The sequence below is a fragment of the Albidovulum denitrificans genome, assembly GCF_002973535.1.
In the GTDB taxonomy this organism is placed as follows: Bacteria; Pseudomonadota; Alphaproteobacteria; order Rhodobacterales; family Rhodobacteraceae; genus Albidovulum; species Albidovulum denitrificans.
The window spans coordinates 1-15,230 of sequence record NZ_PVEP01000007.1 but is presented as its reverse complement, the minus strand read 5'-3'; the positions used below and the strand labels follow the sequence as shown (position 1 = coordinate 15,230).

Here is a 15,230-nt window from a genome sequence, read left to right as displayed (position 1 = left end):
GGCGGAGCCTAGCGCGCGGCCCCGGCCATCCGCAAGGCACGGTCGAGCGCGGCGGAAAAGCGCCCCCGGTCGGCCTTGGTGAAGGCGCGGCCGCCGCCCTGCCGGAACGGATCGGCAGAGCGCAGGTCGGCCATCAGATCGCGCATAGCCAACACATTGCCGATATTGGCCGGGGTCAGCGCCTCGCCATCGTGTTTCAGGACCGCCGCGCCGCTGGCCACGCATTTCGCCGCCAGGGGAATGTCGCCCGTCACCACCACATCGCCCGGCCCGGCGCGTTCCGCGATCCATTTGTCGGCCTCATCCGGGCCGTCGGGGACGAAGACCGTTTCGACAAGCGGATGGGCCGAGGGCCGCAGCCCGCCATTGCAGACGACAAAGACCCGCACCCCCAGCCGTTCGGCGGCGCGGGTGCATTCGTCCTTTACCGGGCAGGCGTCGGCATCGACATAAAGGCTCATCTATAAAGCGCTTCGGCGTGGAAGGCGACGTGATCGCGGATGAAGGAGGAGACGAAGAAGTAGCTGTGATCGTAGCCGGGCTGCATGCGGAAGGTGGCGTTCTGGCGCCGTTCGGCCATCGCCTGGGCCAGCGCCTCGGGCTTTAGCAGGTCAAGGAACTGGTCCTTCGATCCCTGGTCGATCAGGACCGGCCCGTCAAAGCCGAGGCGGCGCATGAGAAGCGTGGCGTCATGTTGCGCCCAGGCGCCCTCATCCGCGCCGAGATAGGCCGAAAGCTGCTTGCGGCCCCAGTCGGACTGGGTTGGATGCGCGATGGGCGCGAAGGCAGAGACGGAGCGGAACCGCCCCGGCAGCCGCATCGCCATGGTCAGCGCGCCGTGACCGCCCATGGAATGCCCGGTGATGCCCTGGCGCGCCTCATCCACGGCGAAGTTGGCGGTGACGATGCGTGGCAGTTCCTCGGCCACATAATCCCACATGCGGAAATGCGGCGCCCAGGGCTTTTCGGTCGCGTTGACGTAGAAGCCCGCCCCCTGCCCCAGATCGTAGGCCTCATCATTCGCGACGCCCTCGCCGCGGGGCGAGGTGTCGGGAAAGACAAGGGCCACGCCATATTCCGCCGCCCAGGCCTGCGCGCCCGCCTTCACCATCGCGTTTTCATGCGTGCAGGTCAGGCCGGAAAGGTACCACAGGACCGGCACCGGGCCGTCCTGCGCCTCTTCCGGCAGGAAAAGTCCGAAGGTCATATCGCAGCCACAGGCATCGGAGGCGTGCGAATAGACGCCCTGAATGCCGCCGAAGCACTTGTTTTCCGAAACGGTCTGCATGGCGTTCTCCCTAGTTGGTGCCGATCCAGCCGATGACGAGGGTCACGGTCAGGATGCTGAAAGCGGTCGAGATGAGGATTGAGGCGGATACCCGCTGCGGCGCAACCCCGTAGTGGCGGGCAAGCATATAGACATTGCCCGCGACCGGCAGCGAAGCCGCCGCGATCATGACGCCCGCCGCCCCCCGCTCCACCGGGATCAGGACAAGCGCCGCGAAGGCGACGGCGGCCGGGTGCAGGACGAGCTTGGCGAAGGACAGCCAGACCGCCACGGACATGCGTTCGGCGGTGCGCGAGGCAAGCGAGGCACCGATGGCGAAAAGCGCGGCAGGGGTGGCGGCGGCGCCGAGAAGGGTCAGGAAATCGAGCGCAGGCGCGGGCAGCGGCCAGCCCGTCGCCGACCAGGCGATCCCGGCGGCCATGGAGGCGATCATCGGGTTCTTGAGAAGGCCCACCGCCAGACGCCGGAGGATGCCCCAGCCAAGCGTCCCTTCCTTCGAGGCGGTGATGATGAGCGTGATGAGGCTTGAGAACACGATCAGGTCGATGGTCAGCACCATCAGCATCGGCCCCGCCGCCATCGGCCCCAGAAGCGCGACCAACAGCGGCACGCCGAGAAAGCCGGTATTGCCGATCACACCGCATTGCGCCTCGATCGCGGCTTCCGGCACGCTGGTACGACGCATCAGGGCGGTGGCGAAGACCAGCGCATAGACCGCCGTGCAGCCGATCAGGTAGGCCAGCGCGAAGGCCGGATCGAAGATTTCCGCCAGCGACAGTTCGGCGGCAAAGCGGAAAAGCATGGCCGAAAGCGCGAAGAAGAAGACGAAGCGGGTCAGGTATTCGGTGGCGATTTCGGGGAAGAAACGAATGCGCCCGGCCCACCAGCCAAGGCCGATGAGCGCGAAGAAGGGCAAGGTCTTCAGAAAGATCGGCAGCATCGTTCCCGCGCCTAGCACAGGGCGCCGGGCGATGCCAGACGGCGCCGGGCTCAGGCCCGCCGGACGGTCAGAATCTGCTCCAGCGGCTTCTTTTTCTTGGCCACTTCGGGGACGGTCGCGTCATCCGCCGGATGGCCGACGGCGAGGATCATCACCGGCTTTTCACTCTCAGGCCGGTCGCAGAGCGCGTTGAGAAACTTCATCGGGTTCGGGGTATGGGTCAGCGCGCAAAGCCCCGCCTCATGCAGCGCGGCGATGAGAAAGCCGGTGGCGATGCCCACGCTTTCGGGAACGTAGTAGTTCTTGAAGCGCCGCCCGTCCCCGGTCACGCCGTAGCGCTGCGCGAAGATCACGATCAGCCAGGGCGCGATATCCAGATGCGGTTTCGACGCGCCGGTGCCGATCGGTTCCAGCGCGGCAAGCCATTCGTCGCCGCCACCCCCGGCATAGAACGCCTCTTCCTCCGCCTCGGCCGCCTTGCGGATCTTCGCCTTCATCGCCGGGTCGGCGATGGCGACGAAATGCCAGGGCTGGTGGTTGGCGCCCGATGGCGCAAGCCCCGCCGCCGCGACACAGGCGGCGATGACCGCCTCTGGCACCGGGTCGGGGCGGAAATCGCGCACGGTGTGGCGTTTGGCCAGATAGTCGCGAAACGCCTCGGCCGCCCTCAGCGCCACGTCATCGGGCTTGCCGACGCGATCCGGCAGGGGCAGCGGGCGGTAGACGGGGGTGTCGCGGGAAGACATGCGCCTTGCTCCTGTCCGGGCGGTCAGCCGCCACCGATCAAAACGCCCGCCGCAAAGACCAACCCGCCGCCAAGGACGACCTGGAAGGCCGCGCGCAGGAAGGGCGTTTCCATGAAGCGGTTCTGAATCCAGGCGATGGCCCAAAGCTCCACGAAGACGACAATGACCGCGATGGTGGTCGCGGTCCAGAAATCCGGGATCAGATAGGGCAGCGCGTGGCCAAGCCCGCCCAGCGTCGTCATCACGCCCGAGGCGATCCCGCGCTTGACCGGCGATCCGCGCCCCGACAGCTTGCCATCGTCATGCGCGGCCTCGGTGAAGCCCATCGAAATCCCCGCCCCGACCGAGGCCGCAAGGCCGACGAGGAAGGTGGTCCAGGTATTCTCGGTCGCGAAGGCGGTGGCGAAGATCGGCGCGAGGGTGGAGACGGACCCATCCATCAGCCCCGCAAGGCCCGGCTGCACCCAGGTCAGGATGAACTGCTTGTGCGCGGCGCGATCCTCTTCCGAGCGCTGGTCGCCGTCGAGATGGCGGTCCGACAGGTCGCCCGCGCGTTCCTCATGCCGGGCCTCGGCAGCGGCCAGATCGCCCAGAAGCTTGCGGGTATCGGCATCCTGCGACCGCTGCGCGGCCATGCGGTAGAAGTCGGCCGCGTCGCGCTCCATCTTCTCGGCCTCTTCGCGCATCCGGTCGAGGCCAAGGTTTTCCACCAACCAGACCGGGCGGCGGGCGTAGAAGCCCGCGACATGCTCGCGCCGGATCAGGGGGATGACCTCACCAAAGCGGGCGCGGTGGCGTTCGATCAGCCAGTGGCGGTGCTTGTCCTCCTCGGTCGCCATATCCTCGAACACCTTGGCCGAGGCGGGATAATCGGCGCGCAGGCGTTCGGCATAGGTGCGGTAGATGCGCGCGTCGTCCTCCTCGGAGGAAATGGCGAGCGCGAGGATCTCCTGCTCGCTCAGATCGGAGAACCGCCTGCGATTGGTCAGGGCAGAAAGCATCGGGGGCCTCATCTTGGAATGATTCCAAACTAGGCCGCCCGCGCGGGGGCTGCAAGCGGTCAATGGCGGCGAAAGTGAACTGTTTGGTTCAGAATACTATTGACAAACTGAACCATGAAGTTCAGATAGGCAAAGTGAACCGATAAGTTCAGTTAGGACAGACAATGAAACGCTTCGCTCTTCCCCTCGCGCTTGCCACGGCCCTTCTCGGGACTGCCCCGGCCTTTGCCGGCGGGATCGGCTTTGACCTGCCGCGTCTCGACTTTCCCGCGCCGCAGCCGCAGACGACCCGCGATTGCGCCACGACGTCCGGCATCGCGCCCGCCTGCGGGCAGCATAAATCCTGACGCTACGTCATCTTTTTCGCCGGGCGGGGCGAGCCTGACCTTAAGCTGGCTTGCCCGCCCGCCAGCCCGCCGTCTATGATCGCCGGACGGAGGGCGTTATGGCAGCAGTCGTCGAGGCTATTCACATCAAGCGCGGACGCAAGTTCGACCAGGTCCTGGAAGGGGCCAGGGTCGTGTTCATGCGCGACGGGTTCGACGGCGCCAATGTCGATGACATCGCGGCATCCGCGGGCGTGTCGAAGGCCACGCTTTACAGCTATTTCCCCGACAAGCGCGCGCTGTTCGTCGAAATCGCCAAGCGCGAATGCGAACGTCAGGCGGATGAGGCAGAGGCGCTGATCACCCTGACCGCGCCGCCGAAATGCGTGCTGCCACAGGCGGCACGGCGGATCATCGACTTCCTGCTGTCGGATTTCGGCCGCGCCGTCTATCGCATCTGCATCGCCGAGGCCGACCGCTTTCCCGAGCTTGGGCAGCAGTTCTACGCCTCTGGCCCGCAGATCATCCGCGACCGTCTGGCGTCCTACATGAACGGGGCCATCGCGCGGGGGGAGTTGGTGATCGACGACGTGTTCCTTGCCGCCGACCAGTTCGCCGAACTGTGCAAGGCCGACATCTTCCCCACCGTGATCTTCGGGGTCCGCAGCGATTTCACCCAAGCCGACCGGGACCGCGTCGCCGATGGCGCGGTCGCGATGTTCCTGGCGCGCTACGGGACGGATCAGGGCCGCGCCTGACCGGGGTCCGGCGGCAGGAACAGCTCTGCCGAGGCCCTGAGCGCGGTGACATGCGCATCGGCCGTATATCCCGCCAATGCGGCGCGACGGGCGTCGTTGACCACCGGGACGAAGGGTGAGGTCCATGTGACCAACCAGACCCGCGCCGCCGGGTCCTTTTGCAGCGCGTCGGCGTAGCCGGTGAAGACATAGCGGGCGTCGGGCAGGTAGTAGAAAAGCGGCGCCTCCTCCCACCGTTTGTCGAGGACAAGGACCAGATCCTCCGGCTGCATCAACGGCGCCATCTGCGTGACCAGACCTTTGTAGTCGCGCGGCGAGCCGGGCATTTTCCACGAATAAGGGACGCTCGCCGCGCCAAGCAGCACCAGAAGCGCGAAGGCCACGGGGCGGGCCGCGCCGTCCCGCGGCAGGCGGGCGATGGGGACCGTCAGCAGCAGGAGAAGATAGGGGACAAAGGCCAGAAAGGCGCGGTCCGCCAGCAGCGACATGATCGGCGCGGCGGCATAAAGGACCAGCGGCGCGCCAAGACCGAGAAGCCAGATCAGCACGACAGGCGCATCGGCCCGCCGCCGCCAGGCGTCGAAGGCACCGAACCGGGTCGCGGCAGCGTCGATCGCTGCGGCAAGACGCGGCAGCGTCAGGGCAAGGAGCGGGCCGGTGGCGACGAGGTAAAGCGCCCAGTTCCGGTGCAGCGCGATGCTCGCCAGCCAGACCATGAAGCCGGAGGCAAGGACCGCCAGCAGCACGACCGGCCAGACCGGCAGGGCCGAGGCCGGGGCCACGACCTGCGCGCCCCGCCCCGGCGCACGCAGCGCCAGAAAAAGCAGGATCACCGCCAGCGTGAAAAGAAGCAGGCCCGCCCCGGCGCCGATGTTCAGCGGCCCCGCGGCCCCGTCGGTGGAGCGGAAGAGGAAACCGAAGGAGAGATATTCCCGCAGCCAGTCCAGCGCCACAGGCTCTACCGCGCCGCGCCGGGCGCGATAGACGCCGTGCAGAAGCTCGGGCGCGGAAAGGATGATCGCGACCGTCTGCAAGCCGACGATCCGGTGCGATGCGGCAAACAGCCCGGCGCGCGGGGTGGCGGGGTCGCGGGGCAGCAGGATCACGGCCCAAAGGACATGCATCCCGATCAGCGGCCAGAACAGTTCCACCGTGCTGACCCCGGCGACCAGCGTGGCGATATAGGCCGCCGCGGCGCCACGCCCGGCGGTCCTGTCGCTGGCCAGCCGGATCATGAGCCAGGTCGCCAGGATGGACAGGAACCCGCCCGCGACATACATGCGCGCCTCCTGGCTCCAGAGCAGGTGGAAGCCGTGCAGCGCGAGAAGGATGGCGGCGGCAAGGCCGACCGCAGGCCCCCAGACGCGCCGTCCCAGCAGGAAGATCACCGGCACCGAAGCCGCGCCGAGGATCGCGCTTGGCAGGCGCAGCGCGACTTCGCCGGTTCCGAACAGCTTTACCCAGCCGAACATGGCCAGATACCAGCCGATCGGATGCGGTTCATCGTGGTAGTGCATCCAGAGCATGTCGGGCAGCGTCAGGCGCGGTTCGGGGACCGAATGGCCGGGGATAAGCTCGATCCCCGGCACATAGACCTCGGGGTGTGTGAGAGAGCGCGCGTCGATCCCGTAGAGGCGAAGCAGGAAGGCAAAGGCCGTCAGGCAGATGAGGGCCGGAACGATCCCGTTGACGGCCCGCCTTTGCCTGGGTGCGACGGGCTGAAATCCGGGGGTCGACAGATCTTGCATGGACATCGGGCATCACCACAAGAAAGCTTGCATGGCCCGGCGGTCCGGCGGGATTCCCGCCGTTCGGCCGGTTCCTCCCTGAAGGATGCCTAGCAGGGTTCCGCAGACGCGCCCATGATGCGGATCAAGTATGAATAATCTTTTCAGGCAGGTGAATTGGGGCCACAGGCAGGACGGGTGTCAGCGCGTCAGCCGGGCAAAGACCCACAGCGCCGAGATCAGCACCGGCTGATGCAACAGATAGACCGTCAGCCCGTGGCGTCCGGGCCAGGCCAGCGCCCGCCGCCAGCGGCCCGGCGTTTCGCCCGAACGGGCAAGGCGGCGCCAGAGGCCACCCGCCCCGGCGATCCGGGCAAAGGCGATCCCGGCCAGTGTCGCCGCGAACCACGGGAAGACCGGCACGAAATCGGCCGAACGCACCGGCCAGCTCGTCAGCCCCAGCCCCGCCAGCACCGGCGCGTCGAAAAGCCCGGTTGCCGACAATGTGGACCTGCCGAAGACGATCAGCGCAGCGATGCCCAGCGTCATCCAGGACGGCAGCCGCAGGAAAGCAAGGCCCAGAAGGCTCGCCGCCGCGATGGAGTGGAGGATGCCGAAGAAGATATAGGTCTGGGGCATCGCATAGCGCGTCACGGCGGTGATGAGGGCCGCGGCCAATACGATCACGCCAAGACGGCGCAGAAAGGGCCGCCAGCGGATGCCCCGCCCATGGGCAAGGTAAAGGCTGATCCCGACCATGAAAAGGAAACTGCCCGCGATCATGCGGGCAAAGATCGCCCAGCCGCCGGTCACGGCGGTGTAGGGCGGGATGTAGCCGAACATCTCAAGATCGTAGGTGAAATGGTAGATCGCCATGCAGACCAGCGCGAAGGTCCGCGCGAGGTCAAGCGCATCGACCCGCCCCCGTGCGGGCGGGCGGTCAGGCCCTGCTACCGGCACGGCCTGACCCGTTTCATCCGCCAATCGTCACCCCTGCCCGTCAGTAGACGACGACGGAGCGGATCGATTCCCCGGCATGCATCAGATCGAAGCCCTTGTTGATGTCGTCGAGCTTCAGCGTATGGGTGATCATCGGGTCGATCTCGATCTTGCCGTCCATGTACCAGTCGACGATCTTCGGAACGTCGGTCCGGCCCCGCGCGCCACCGAAAGCCGTGCCTTTCCAGACACGGCCCGTGACAAGCTGGAAGGGTCGCGTCTCGATCACCGCACCGGCAGGCGCCACGCCGATGATGATCGACTGGCCCCAGCCACGGTGGGTGCATTCGAGCGCGTCGCGCATCACCTTGACGTTGCCGGTGCAGTCGAAGGAATAGTCCGCACCGCCGATCTGGTCGAAGGGGGTTTTCGTCAGGTTGACGATCTCCTGCACGACGTTGTCGCAGTTCTTCGGGTTGATGAAGTGGGTCATGCCGAAATGTTCGGCCATCGGCTTCTTGTCGTCGTTCAGATCGACGCCGATGATCATGTCGGCCCCGGCAAGGCGCAGGCCCTGAAGCACGTTCAGACCGATCCCGCCAAGCCCGAAGACCACCGCCTTCGCCCCGATCTCCACCTTGGCGGTGTTGATGACGGCGCCGATGCCGGTCGTCACGCCGCAGCCGATATAGCAGATCTTGTCGAAGGGCGCGTCCTCACGCACCTTGGCGACGGCGATCTCCGGCAGGACGGTGTAGTTCGAGAAGGTCGAGCAGCCCATGTAATGCAGGATCGGGTCGCCATCGAGGGTCGAAAAGCGGCTGGTCCCGTCCGGCATCAGGCCCTGACCTTGCGTCGCGCGGATCGAGGTGCAGAGGTTGGTTTTCTGGCTAAGGCAGGACGGGCAGGCCCGGCATTCGGGTGTGTAAAGCGGGATGACATGGTCGCCGGGCTTCACGCTCGTCACGCCAGCGCCGACCTCGACCACCACGCCCGCGCCCTCATGGCCGAGGATCGCGGGGAACAGCCCCTCGGGATCGGCGCCCGACAGGGTGAATTCGTCGGTGTGGCAGATGCCGGTGGCCTTGATTTCGATCAGCACCTCGCCCGCCTTCGGACCGGCAAGGTTGACCTCCATGATTTCAAGCGGTTTTCCGGCGGCAACGGCGACGGCGGCACGGGTTCTCATCGGGGCATCCTCCCTGCTATGATTTGCGGCGACCTTGGGCGAAACCGCCCCGCGAGGCAAGAACGGGAGATCGCGAAATGCGCATTTTTATGTTGGTGCCATTGCTCCTCGCCGCCTGCCAGACGGCGGCGGACACCGGCACCGAACATGTCATCCGGCCCGAGAGCTATGACAAGGGCATCGTCCTTGGCGCGGGGTGCAGCGACACGAAGTTCGGGCCGAAGGCGCTGATCGGGCGCCGGGCGGACAGTATCCCCTTCGACGATTTCGGCTTTCCGGTGCGCGTCGTGCGGCCGGGCATGGCGGTGACGATGGATTACTCCGCGGCGCGGCTGACCGTGTCGGTGGGGGCGGACGGGGTGATCGACAGCTACAACTGCGGGTAGGCCGGGAAAAGAAAAACCCCGCCGGTGGCGGGGGAAAAGTCGCTCCCGGCGGTGCGGACTGGGTGGGGGCTGTTAACCGCACCGCCGGGGGCTAGCGTCATTCGCTATGGGTATGTTTTCGGTAAAGATCGCGGCAAGGATTTGAAGCAAGCGCGCCAAGGCAAAGGTCTTTTTGCGGCCAAATCCGGGCGGCGCTTGATTTGCCGCGCGGGGCGGCTAACATCGCCCCATGACGGTGCAGTCGCCGACCCCTTTTCCCCATACCGCCCGGGCGCCGGACCAGGTCGCCTTTGACCGTCACGAACTGTCGGTGATCCTGGGGCTTTACGGGCGCATGGTCGCGGCGGGGGAATGGCGCGATTACGGGATGTCCTTCCTGCGCGACCGGGCGATCTTTTCCGTCTTCCGCCGCGCCGCCGAAAACCCGCTTTACCGGATCGAGAAGCATCCCCGCCTGCGCGGGCGGCAGGGGATGTATTCGGTCATCGGCATGGACGGCCAGATCCTGAAACGCGGGCATGAGTTGCCGACCGTTCTGCGGGTGCTTGAGCGCAAGCTGATCCGGCCGATCGGTTAAAGCGTTTCGGGTTTACGTTGAGAAAGCAAGCATCAGAATTCGAACGAAATAAGTTCAAATTCTGATTCAGCGTAAACCCGAAATGCTATAGACGACCCGTCGGAACGCCGTGGGCGGGCCGTCGCCCTGCCCTTCGATCCGCGCGATGGCCTCGGGTATCCCTTCGATGGCAACCGCCATGCGGAAGGCATTGGCATGGATCAGCCGAGCGGGGTCCAGCGCCATCGCGACATGGCCTTTCCAGAAGATCAGGTCGCCGCGCCGCAGGGCCTCAGGGCCGTCCAACGGCCCGCCCAACGCCGCCTGCATGTCGCTGTCACCGGGGCAGCCGATACCGCAGGCCAGAAGCGATGCCTGCACGAGGCCGGAACAATCAAGCCCGGCGCGAGAATTGCCACCCCAAAGATAGGGCGTGCCAAGGAACATCTCCGCCACCCCGGCGGGGTCGTCCATGACCTGTCCCATGGGCCGGAGATGCGGGCGCGGGACGAAGAGGCCGCCATCGGTTTCAAGGAATTTCGGGTGTTCGGCGGTGATGGTCAGGCGCGCGCCGAAGCTTACCCCCGCCACCTCGCGCCGCTTCATGTCGGGGGCGGGGTAAAGATGGCTCGCCGGGGTGGCGATCCAGTGGGTCGGGGCATGGAACGGGCCGAGGGCCGCCTCGGCCACATAGCCGCAATAGCCGTCCTTTGCGGAACGAAGGAAGGCGAAGCCCTCATGCCGGTCCAGCACCAGAACCTCATCCCCCATCAGAAGCTGACGGTCCCGCGCCCCGCCCGGCGCGGCAAGCAGGTCGGCGAGCGGTACGGCGACCGAGGCCGCTTCGCCTTCAACGAACCGCGCGGCGGCCACGCTGCCCTTCAGCGAGACATGGGCGACACGGTCGTTGGCGGGCGTCAGGCGGCGGCCGGTCATAGGTTCAGAACGCCCGGCAGGGCCGCAAGGATCGCCCGCGCGCCCTGCCCGACGCCGCCCTTGGGTCGCGCGGGTTCGGCCCTGGGTTGCCAGCCGTAGATGTCGAAATGCGCGTAGGCCGGGGTTTCGGTGACAAACCGGCGCAGGAACAGCGCCGCCGTGATCGACCCGGCCATGCCACCGCCCGGCGCGTTGTCCAGATCGGCGATGCCCGGTTCGATCAGCCCCTCATAGGGCGCCCAGAAGGGCATCCGCCAGACCGGATCGGCAAGCGCCGCGCCGCCCGCGCCGATGGCCGCCGCCAGCGCGTCGTCATCCACATAGAAGGGCGCCAGATCGGGGCCGACCGCGACCCGCGCCGCCCCCGTCAACGTCGCCATGGAGATCAGGAGGTCGGGTTTCTCCTCATCCGCGAAGGCCAGCGCATCGGCCAGAACCAGCCGCCCCTCGGCATCGGTGTTATTGACCTCAACCGTCAGGCCCTTGCGGCTGGTCAGAATGTCCTGCGGGCGGAAGGCATTGCCGCCCACGGCATTCTCCACCGCCGGGATCAGGACGCGCAGGCGCAGCGGCAGGGCAAGGGCCATGATCGTGCGCGCAAGGCCCAGCACGGTCGCGGCGCCGCCCATGTCCTTCTTCATCAGCCCCATGGAGGAGGCGGGCTTTATGTCCAGCCCGCCGGTGTCGAAACAGACCCCCTTGCCGACCAGCGTCAGCGTCGGCCCGCCCTGCCCCCAGCGCAGGTCGATCAGACGCGGCGCGCGGGGGGAGGCGCGGCCAACGGCGTGGATCATCGGGAAATTGGCGGCGATCAGGTCGTCGCCGGTGGTCACCTCAACCGTCGCGCCGAAGTCGCGCGCGATCGCCCGCGCGGCGGCCTCAAGCTCCTCCGGTCCCATATCGGACGCCGGGGTGTTGATAAGGTCGCGGGTCAGCACCTCGCCCTTGGCGATGGCGAGAAGCCGGGCGGCATCCACGCCCTTCGGGGCCTTCAGCCGCGCCTTTTGCGCGGAACCGGCCTTGTAGCGGTCGAAACGGTAGGCGGAAAGAAGCGCGCCCAGCGCGGCCTCTTCCGCCTCGGCCTTTGGCAGGTCGGTCGCGATATGCCAGTCGCCGTCGGGCAGCCGGTCCATCGCGCGGGCGACGTGGAACCGCCCGCGCCGCCGCGCGGCGGTGTCGCCCATCCCCAGAACGGCGGCCCCCGGCGCACCGTCGGCACCCGGCAGCAGCGCGAATTGCCCCAGCTTGCCGGTGAACCCCGCCGCCTCGATCCAGCGCCGCGCCATCGGGGACAGCGCCGCGACGAACGCTTCGGCCCCGGCCGCGTCAATCAGGTGCAGCGGGCGGCTGTCGGCATCGGGGGCGGCAAATCCAACGGGCATATCGTCTCTCCACAAGGTCTGGCGGAGAGACTAGCCGGTGCCGGTGCGCCCGCAAGGGCGAAGTCACATCGTCATGTCGCGCAGGTCCAGAAGCGCGGTTTCGGACCGCGCGACGATGCGCAAAAGCCGCGCATGGATGGCGGCCTGTCCCGGCCGGTCCCCCGCCTCGGCCGCCGCGATCAGGTCGCCCGCGACGCGGGTGAAGCTTTTCATGCCAAGCCGCCCCGCCAGCCGTGCCGCAAGCCGCGTGGACCGGACCAGGCCGACGCGGTTGCCACGCTCATGGTGGACCGTGATCTCCGCCACCCGTGCCGCCAGCTCCTCGATCCCGCGGCCAAGGATTTCCTCGGCCTCGGTTTTCGCCCGTCCCACATAGATCGCCACAAGGCAGGCCGCATCGACGCGGATCGCCTCCTCATGGCGCAGAATCGCCAGTGTCGTCACCCTTCACCCTCCGATATGCGCCCCACGCGCGGGTTGAGCCTATGGAGGCTACGGCGAAGATTTGCTTGATCGCCGGGGGAAATATCCCTCGAAATTTGGACAAGTTCGCACTAATTGCAGAACGTCACCGGATGCAAGCGAGGAAGCATGGACCGCGTCAAACCTCTGCCGAGCTACCTGATCCAGCGCTATAACGGCTGGAAGGCAACCACCTGGAGCGAGAACAGCGCCTGGTACCGACGCCTTGCCGAAGATGGCCAGCGTCCGCGCGCGATGGTCATCTCCTGCTGCGATAGCCGCGTCCACGTCACCTCGATCTTCGGCGCCGATCAGGGGGAGTTCTTCATTCACCGCAACATCGCCAACCTCGTCCCCGTCCATGCGCCGGACGGCGAACAGCACGGCACCTCGGCGGCGGTGGAATATGCGGTGAACACACTGAAAGTGGCGCATCTCATCATCGTCGGGCATTCCTCATGCGGCGGGGTCAAGGGCTGCCATGACATGTGTTCCGGCCACGCGCCGGAGCTTGAGGAAAAGACAAGCTTCGTGGGCCGCTGGATGGACATCCTGCGCCCCGGCTATGAACGCATCAGCCACCTGCCCGAGGATGAGCGTCTGCGCGCGCTGGAAAAAGAGGCGGTCCTGATCAGCCTGGAAAACCTGATGACCTTCCCCTTCGTCACCCAGGCGGTCGAATCCGGTCAGATGACCGTTCACGGCCTCTGGAACGACATCGGCGAGGGGACGCTTGAGCAATACGACCCGCTCACGCGGTCGTTTCAGCCGATCTGACCGGGTGACGGGAACCCGGCATTAACCTTGTTGCGCAAGCCTTCGGGCATGACACAGTCCATGCCCGTCGCCCTTGACCTGCCGGTTCCGCTGATCCTCGCCCTTGGGCAGGCGGCGCGGGACGCCGGTGTGACGCCGACCGATTTCGTGATCCTCGCCCTGACGGACGCGCTGCATGAGCGGGGCCATCCCCCCGGCGATGCCACCGCCGGGGTGCGCCAGGCGCTTGGCCTTGCCGGTGACTGGCTTGATCTTCAGCGACGGCTCCGGCAGGCGGGCCATGTGTTACGACGGCACCGGGACGGTGGGCTTTACCTGCATGACTGGCCGTTCGACCGCCCGGTCCTGCCGCTTTCGGACCTTGGCTATACGCTGGCCGGGCTGACGCTGCGCTTTGCCGCGCCGTTTCCGGGCGAGCCCGTCGCGGCCCCCCTCAGCCAGACCCGTGCCGCCTGATGCTGCAATCGTGATGGAGGTGCCGCGATCCGCGTGTTATCCTGCGCGCGTTTCATGCCAGGAGGTGTCCCGATGTCCCGAACCGCCCTTCTTTGCGCAGGTCTGGCCGCGCTGATGCTGGCCGGGCCGGTCAGCGCCGCCGATACCAGCACCACGACCACGGCCGCCCCGTCCGGCTATGCCGAGGCGAAGGCCGCCGTCGATGCCAGGCAATACGCCCAGGCCCTGCGCCTGCTGGTCCCCGTGGTGAAGGCAGAGCCGAAGAATGCCGATGCCTGGAACCTGATGGGCTATTCCAGCCGTCACCTGAAGAACTACACCGAGGCCGCGCGCTACTATGCCCTCGCGCTGCGGGCCAATCCGCGCCATGTCGGCGCGCTGGAATATCAGGGCGAGTTGTTCGTTGAGACCGGAGATTACGCCAAGGCGCGGCAGAACCTGCTGATGCTCCAGTCGATCTGCGGCGGCTGCGAAGAGGCCGTGGACCTTCAGAACGCGCTTTATGAGGCCGGACAGGGTTAGGCGCGGGGCCTTCGCGCATTTCTGCCGGGGCCTTTGAGAATGCGTTTTTGGGGGCTATAGAAAGCCCGAGGCGATTTTTGATCCTGAAGCCGAAAGCAGGGCGACATGAGTCTAACGAAGGTAGTGGCTCTCGCAAGAGACGTCGTGGTTGCTGGCGCCAAGGGCTTTTGGAAAACACCCGTGGATACAAGCAAGTTCGTTCCTTTGAATCGCGGGGCCAAACATGAGCCGGGTGAAGATGGCCTGCTGATCGCCCGCGCAATGGCAGGTGATTCCAGCGTCATCTCGGAGCGTCCCGACATCTGGGCGGCCTATGGAAAGAAGACCCCGAAGGATTGAGGCCATCCCTGGGCCCCGCTGGATCAGAAAAACCAACCCGCGCCCGCCCTTCCCTATCTGCTTCCGGCGGGCTGGAATTCGCCGCACCACCCCGTCGCTTCGACCTTCGGGTGAACGCTTTTAAGGTTGTACGGGTCCGCCGTCCCGTCCGACCGAACCTCGCGGATCGGATGTGGGGGGTAGCGATGGCAGTAATACGTTTTCGCGCCCAGAAGGCCCTTCAGGAAACCTGAAAAGCGGCATTGTTCGCAGGTGTCGTCCGGCGTGGTTCCAAAGCGTCCTTCATCGGTAGAAGATCAATCGTGACGGGCCGGGATTTCGGTCCTGGCGCCCCGGCGACGGCGCATACAAAGAAGCCTGACAATGGAGAAGCCAACCCCGATCTCAACATTCGGCCCTTCTGGAATGGCGGCCCCGGCAGGAGTGAAAGAACCGCAAAGATTCAATGCGCTATCCGGTAAACCGGGGGAGGTGTGGTGCGTTGATTTGCAACGGTTTTT

19 protein-coding genes are annotated in these 15,230 nt (G+C 66.4%); 8 read left to right on the top strand and 11 right to left on the bottom strand.

Translation table 11 applies throughout. From position 1 onward, the window contains the following. Nucleotides 1-8 precede the first annotated feature (8 nt). Genes LX70_RS14860 through mbfA form a run of 5 tightly spaced genes read right to left on the bottom strand, consistent with a single transcriptional unit; the run spans nucleotide 9 to nucleotide 3,975 of the window. The gene (locus tag LX70_RS14860; protein ID WP_105515591.1) at nucleotides 9-461 is read right to left on the bottom strand and encodes a YaiI/YqxD family protein; all 453 of its coding nucleotides are present in this window, start codon (nucleotides 459-461) and stop codon (nucleotides 9-11) included. Next, complete coding sequence (gene fghA / locus LX70_RS14855; protein ID WP_105515590.1) at nucleotides 458-1,288, bottom strand: S-formylglutathione hydrolase; 831 nt, start codon at nucleotides 1,286-1,288, stop codon at nucleotides 458-460. The genes LX70_RS14860 and fghA overlap by 4 nt, the downstream gene beginning before the upstream one ends. 10 nt (nucleotides 1,289-1,298) lie before the next feature. After that, on the bottom strand, nucleotides 1,299-2,228 hold the full coding sequence (locus LX70_RS14850) for an AEC family transporter (protein WP_105515589.1): 930 nt from the start codon (nucleotides 2,226-2,228) through the stop codon (nucleotides 1,299-1,301). 50 nt (nucleotides 2,229-2,278) lie between these two features. Next, the gene (locus LX70_RS14845) at nucleotides 2,279-2,974 is read right to left on the bottom strand and encodes a nitroreductase family protein (protein WP_105515588.1); all 696 of its coding nucleotides are present in this window, start codon (nucleotides 2,972-2,974) and stop codon (nucleotides 2,279-2,281) included. A gap of 23 nt (nucleotides 2,975-2,997) precedes the next feature. Then, nucleotides 2,998-3,975 carry an iron exporter MbfA gene (mbfA, locus tag LX70_RS14840; protein WP_105515587.1) on the bottom strand — a complete coding sequence of 326 codons (978 nt, stop codon included), beginning with the start codon at nucleotides 3,973-3,975 and terminating at the stop codon, nucleotides 2,998-3,000. A 164-nt stretch (nucleotides 3,976-4,139) separates the two neighbouring features. On the opposite strand from mbfA, the gene LX70_RS14835 reads away from it, so the two are divergent. After that, complete coding sequence (locus LX70_RS14835) at nucleotides 4,140-4,322, top strand: hypothetical protein (RefSeq protein ID WP_105515586.1); 183 nt, start codon at nucleotides 4,140-4,142, stop codon at nucleotides 4,320-4,322. A 98-nt stretch (nucleotides 4,323-4,420) separates the two neighbouring features. Further along, nucleotides 4,421-5,059 carry a TetR/AcrR family transcriptional regulator gene (locus LX70_RS14830; RefSeq protein WP_105515585.1) on the top strand — a complete coding sequence of 213 codons (639 nt, stop codon included), beginning with the start codon at nucleotides 4,421-4,423 and terminating at the stop codon, nucleotides 5,057-5,059. Here the strand turns inward: LX70_RS14830 and LX70_RS14825 are convergent. The 3 genes from LX70_RS14825 to LX70_RS14815 form a co-directional block, all read right to left on the bottom strand. After that, nucleotides 5,044-6,813 carry a glycosyltransferase family 39 protein gene (locus tag LX70_RS14825; protein ID WP_105515584.1) on the bottom strand — a complete coding sequence of 590 codons (1,770 nt, stop codon included), beginning with the start codon at nucleotides 6,811-6,813 and terminating at the stop codon, nucleotides 5,044-5,046. The two genes, LX70_RS14830 and LX70_RS14825, sit on opposite strands and share 16 nt — an antisense overlap. Nucleotides 6,814-6,987: 174 nt before the next feature. Then, nucleotides 6,988-7,770, bottom strand: a complete 783-nt coding sequence (locus LX70_RS14820; RefSeq protein ID WP_105515583.1) for a heparan-alpha-glucosaminide N-acetyltransferase — start codon at nucleotides 7,768-7,770, stop codon at nucleotides 6,988-6,990. A gap of 16 nt (nucleotides 7,771-7,786) precedes the next feature. Continuing rightward, nucleotides 7,787-8,914, bottom strand: a complete 1,128-nt coding sequence (locus LX70_RS14815) for an S-(hydroxymethyl)glutathione dehydrogenase/class III alcohol dehydrogenase (protein ID WP_105515582.1) — start codon at nucleotides 8,912-8,914, stop codon at nucleotides 7,787-7,789. A 77-nt stretch (nucleotides 8,915-8,991) separates the two neighbouring features. On the opposite strand from LX70_RS14815, the gene LX70_RS14810 reads away from it, so the two are divergent. After that, nucleotides 8,992-9,300: an I78 family peptidase inhibitor gene (locus LX70_RS14810; protein ID WP_105515581.1), complete on the top strand. Its 309-nt coding sequence runs from the start codon at nucleotides 8,992-8,994 to the stop codon at nucleotides 9,298-9,300. Between the two features lie 229 nt (nucleotides 9,301-9,529). Beyond that, the gene (locus LX70_RS14805; RefSeq protein ID WP_105515580.1) at nucleotides 9,530-9,877 is read left to right on the top strand and encodes a DUF2794 domain-containing protein; all 348 of its coding nucleotides are present in this window, start codon (nucleotides 9,530-9,532) and stop codon (nucleotides 9,875-9,877) included. 66 nt (nucleotides 9,878-9,943) lie between these two features. Here the strand turns inward: LX70_RS14805 and LX70_RS14800 are convergent, their stop codons facing one another. The 3 genes from LX70_RS14800 to LX70_RS14790 all read right to left on the bottom strand — a co-directional run bounded on the left by LX70_RS14800 (nucleotide 9,944) and on the right by LX70_RS14790 (nucleotide 12,618). Next, nucleotides 9,944-10,792 (bottom strand): C40 family peptidase, encoded by an 849-nt coding sequence (locus LX70_RS14800; protein ID WP_105515579.1) that lies wholly within the window; start codon nucleotides 10,790-10,792, stop codon nucleotides 9,944-9,946. After that, nucleotides 10,789-12,174: a leucyl aminopeptidase family protein gene (locus tag LX70_RS14795; RefSeq protein WP_105515578.1), complete on the bottom strand. Its 1,386-nt coding sequence runs from the start codon at nucleotides 12,172-12,174 to the stop codon at nucleotides 10,789-10,791. The genes LX70_RS14800 and LX70_RS14795 overlap by 4 nt, the downstream gene beginning before the upstream one ends. A 63-nt stretch (nucleotides 12,175-12,237) precedes the next feature. Then, nucleotides 12,238-12,618 (bottom strand): hypothetical protein, encoded by a 381-nt coding sequence (locus tag LX70_RS14790; protein WP_105515577.1) that lies wholly within the window; start codon nucleotides 12,616-12,618, stop codon nucleotides 12,238-12,240. 147 nt (nucleotides 12,619-12,765) lie between these two features. On the opposite strand from LX70_RS14790, the gene LX70_RS14785 reads away from it, so the two are divergent. From LX70_RS14785 to LX70_RS20500, 4 genes are all read left to right on the top strand, one after another. Beyond that, nucleotides 12,766-13,413, top strand: a complete 648-nt coding sequence (locus LX70_RS14785) for a carbonic anhydrase (protein WP_105515576.1) — start codon at nucleotides 12,766-12,768, stop codon at nucleotides 13,411-13,413. 60 nt (nucleotides 13,414-13,473) lie between these two features. Next, nucleotides 13,474-13,869: a hypothetical protein gene (locus LX70_RS14780; RefSeq protein ID WP_105515575.1), complete on the top strand. Its 396-nt coding sequence runs from the start codon at nucleotides 13,474-13,476 to the stop codon at nucleotides 13,867-13,869. 72 nt (nucleotides 13,870-13,941) lie between these two features. Continuing rightward, a complete protein-coding gene (locus LX70_RS14775; protein ID WP_170076214.1) occupies nucleotides 13,942-14,391 on the top strand; it encodes a tetratricopeptide repeat protein in 450 nt (149 codons plus the stop codon). Nucleotides 14,392-14,496: 105 nt separating this feature from the next. After that, nucleotides 14,497-14,730: a hypothetical protein gene (locus tag LX70_RS20500; protein ID WP_146111618.1), complete on the top strand. Its 234-nt coding sequence runs from the start codon at nucleotides 14,497-14,499 to the stop codon at nucleotides 14,728-14,730. Nucleotides 14,731-15,230: the final 500 nt, after the last annotated feature.

Excerpts from the sequence above, each read along its gene's own strand:
- LX70_RS14815 (WP_105515582.1), bottom strand. The coding sequence starts at position 8,914 with ATGAGAACCCGTGCCGCCGTCGCCGTTGCCGCCGGAAAACCGCTTGAA.
- LX70_RS14780 (WP_105515575.1), top strand. The coding sequence starts at position 13,474 with ATGCCCGTCGCCCTTGACCTGCCGGTTCCGCTGATCCTCGCCCTTGGG.
- LX70_RS14795 (WP_105515578.1), bottom strand. The coding sequence starts at position 12,174 with ATGCCCGTTGGATTTGCCGCCCCCGATGCCGACAGCCGCCCGCTGCAC.
- LX70_RS20500 (WP_146111618.1), top strand. The coding sequence starts at position 14,497 with ATGAGTCTAACGAAGGTAGTGGCTCTCGCAAGAGACGTCGTGGTTGCT.
- LX70_RS14860 (WP_105515591.1), bottom strand. The coding sequence starts at position 461 with ATGAGCCTTTATGTCGATGCCGACGCCTGCCCGGTAAAGGACGAATGC.
- LX70_RS14810 (WP_105515581.1), top strand. The coding sequence starts at position 8,992 with ATGCGCATTTTTATGTTGGTGCCATTGCTCCTCGCCGCCTGCCAGACG.
- mbfA (WP_105515587.1), bottom strand. The coding sequence starts at position 3,975 with ATGCTTTCTGCCCTGACCAATCGCAGGCGGTTCTCCGATCTGAGCGAG.
- LX70_RS14800 (WP_105515579.1), bottom strand. The coding sequence starts at position 10,792 with ATGACCGGCCGCCGCCTGACGCCCGCCAACGACCGTGTCGCCCATGTC.
- LX70_RS14850 (WP_105515589.1), bottom strand. The coding sequence starts at position 2,228 with ATGCTGCCGATCTTTCTGAAGACCTTGCCCTTCTTCGCGCTCATCGGC.
- LX70_RS14830 (WP_105515585.1), top strand. The coding sequence starts at position 4,421 with ATGGCAGCAGTCGTCGAGGCTATTCACATCAAGCGCGGACGCAAGTTC.
- LX70_RS14825 (WP_105515584.1), bottom strand. The coding sequence starts at position 6,813 with ATGTCCATGCAAGATCTGTCGACCCCCGGATTTCAGCCCGTCGCACCC.
- LX70_RS14775 (WP_170076214.1), top strand. The coding sequence starts at position 13,942 with ATGTCCCGAACCGCCCTTCTTTGCGCAGGTCTGGCCGCGCTGATGCTG.
- LX70_RS14805 (WP_105515580.1), top strand. The coding sequence starts at position 9,530 with ATGACGGTGCAGTCGCCGACCCCTTTTCCCCATACCGCCCGGGCGCCG.
- LX70_RS14835 (WP_105515586.1), top strand. The coding sequence starts at position 4,140 with ATGAAACGCTTCGCTCTTCCCCTCGCGCTTGCCACGGCCCTTCTCGGG.
- LX70_RS14845 (WP_105515588.1), bottom strand. The coding sequence starts at position 2,974 with ATGTCTTCCCGCGACACCCCCGTCTACCGCCCGCTGCCCCTGCCGGAT.
- LX70_RS14785 (WP_105515576.1), top strand. The coding sequence starts at position 12,766 with ATGGACCGCGTCAAACCTCTGCCGAGCTACCTGATCCAGCGCTATAAC.
- fghA (WP_105515590.1), bottom strand. The coding sequence starts at position 1,288 with ATGCAGACCGTTTCGGAAAACAAGTGCTTCGGCGGCATTCAGGGCGTC.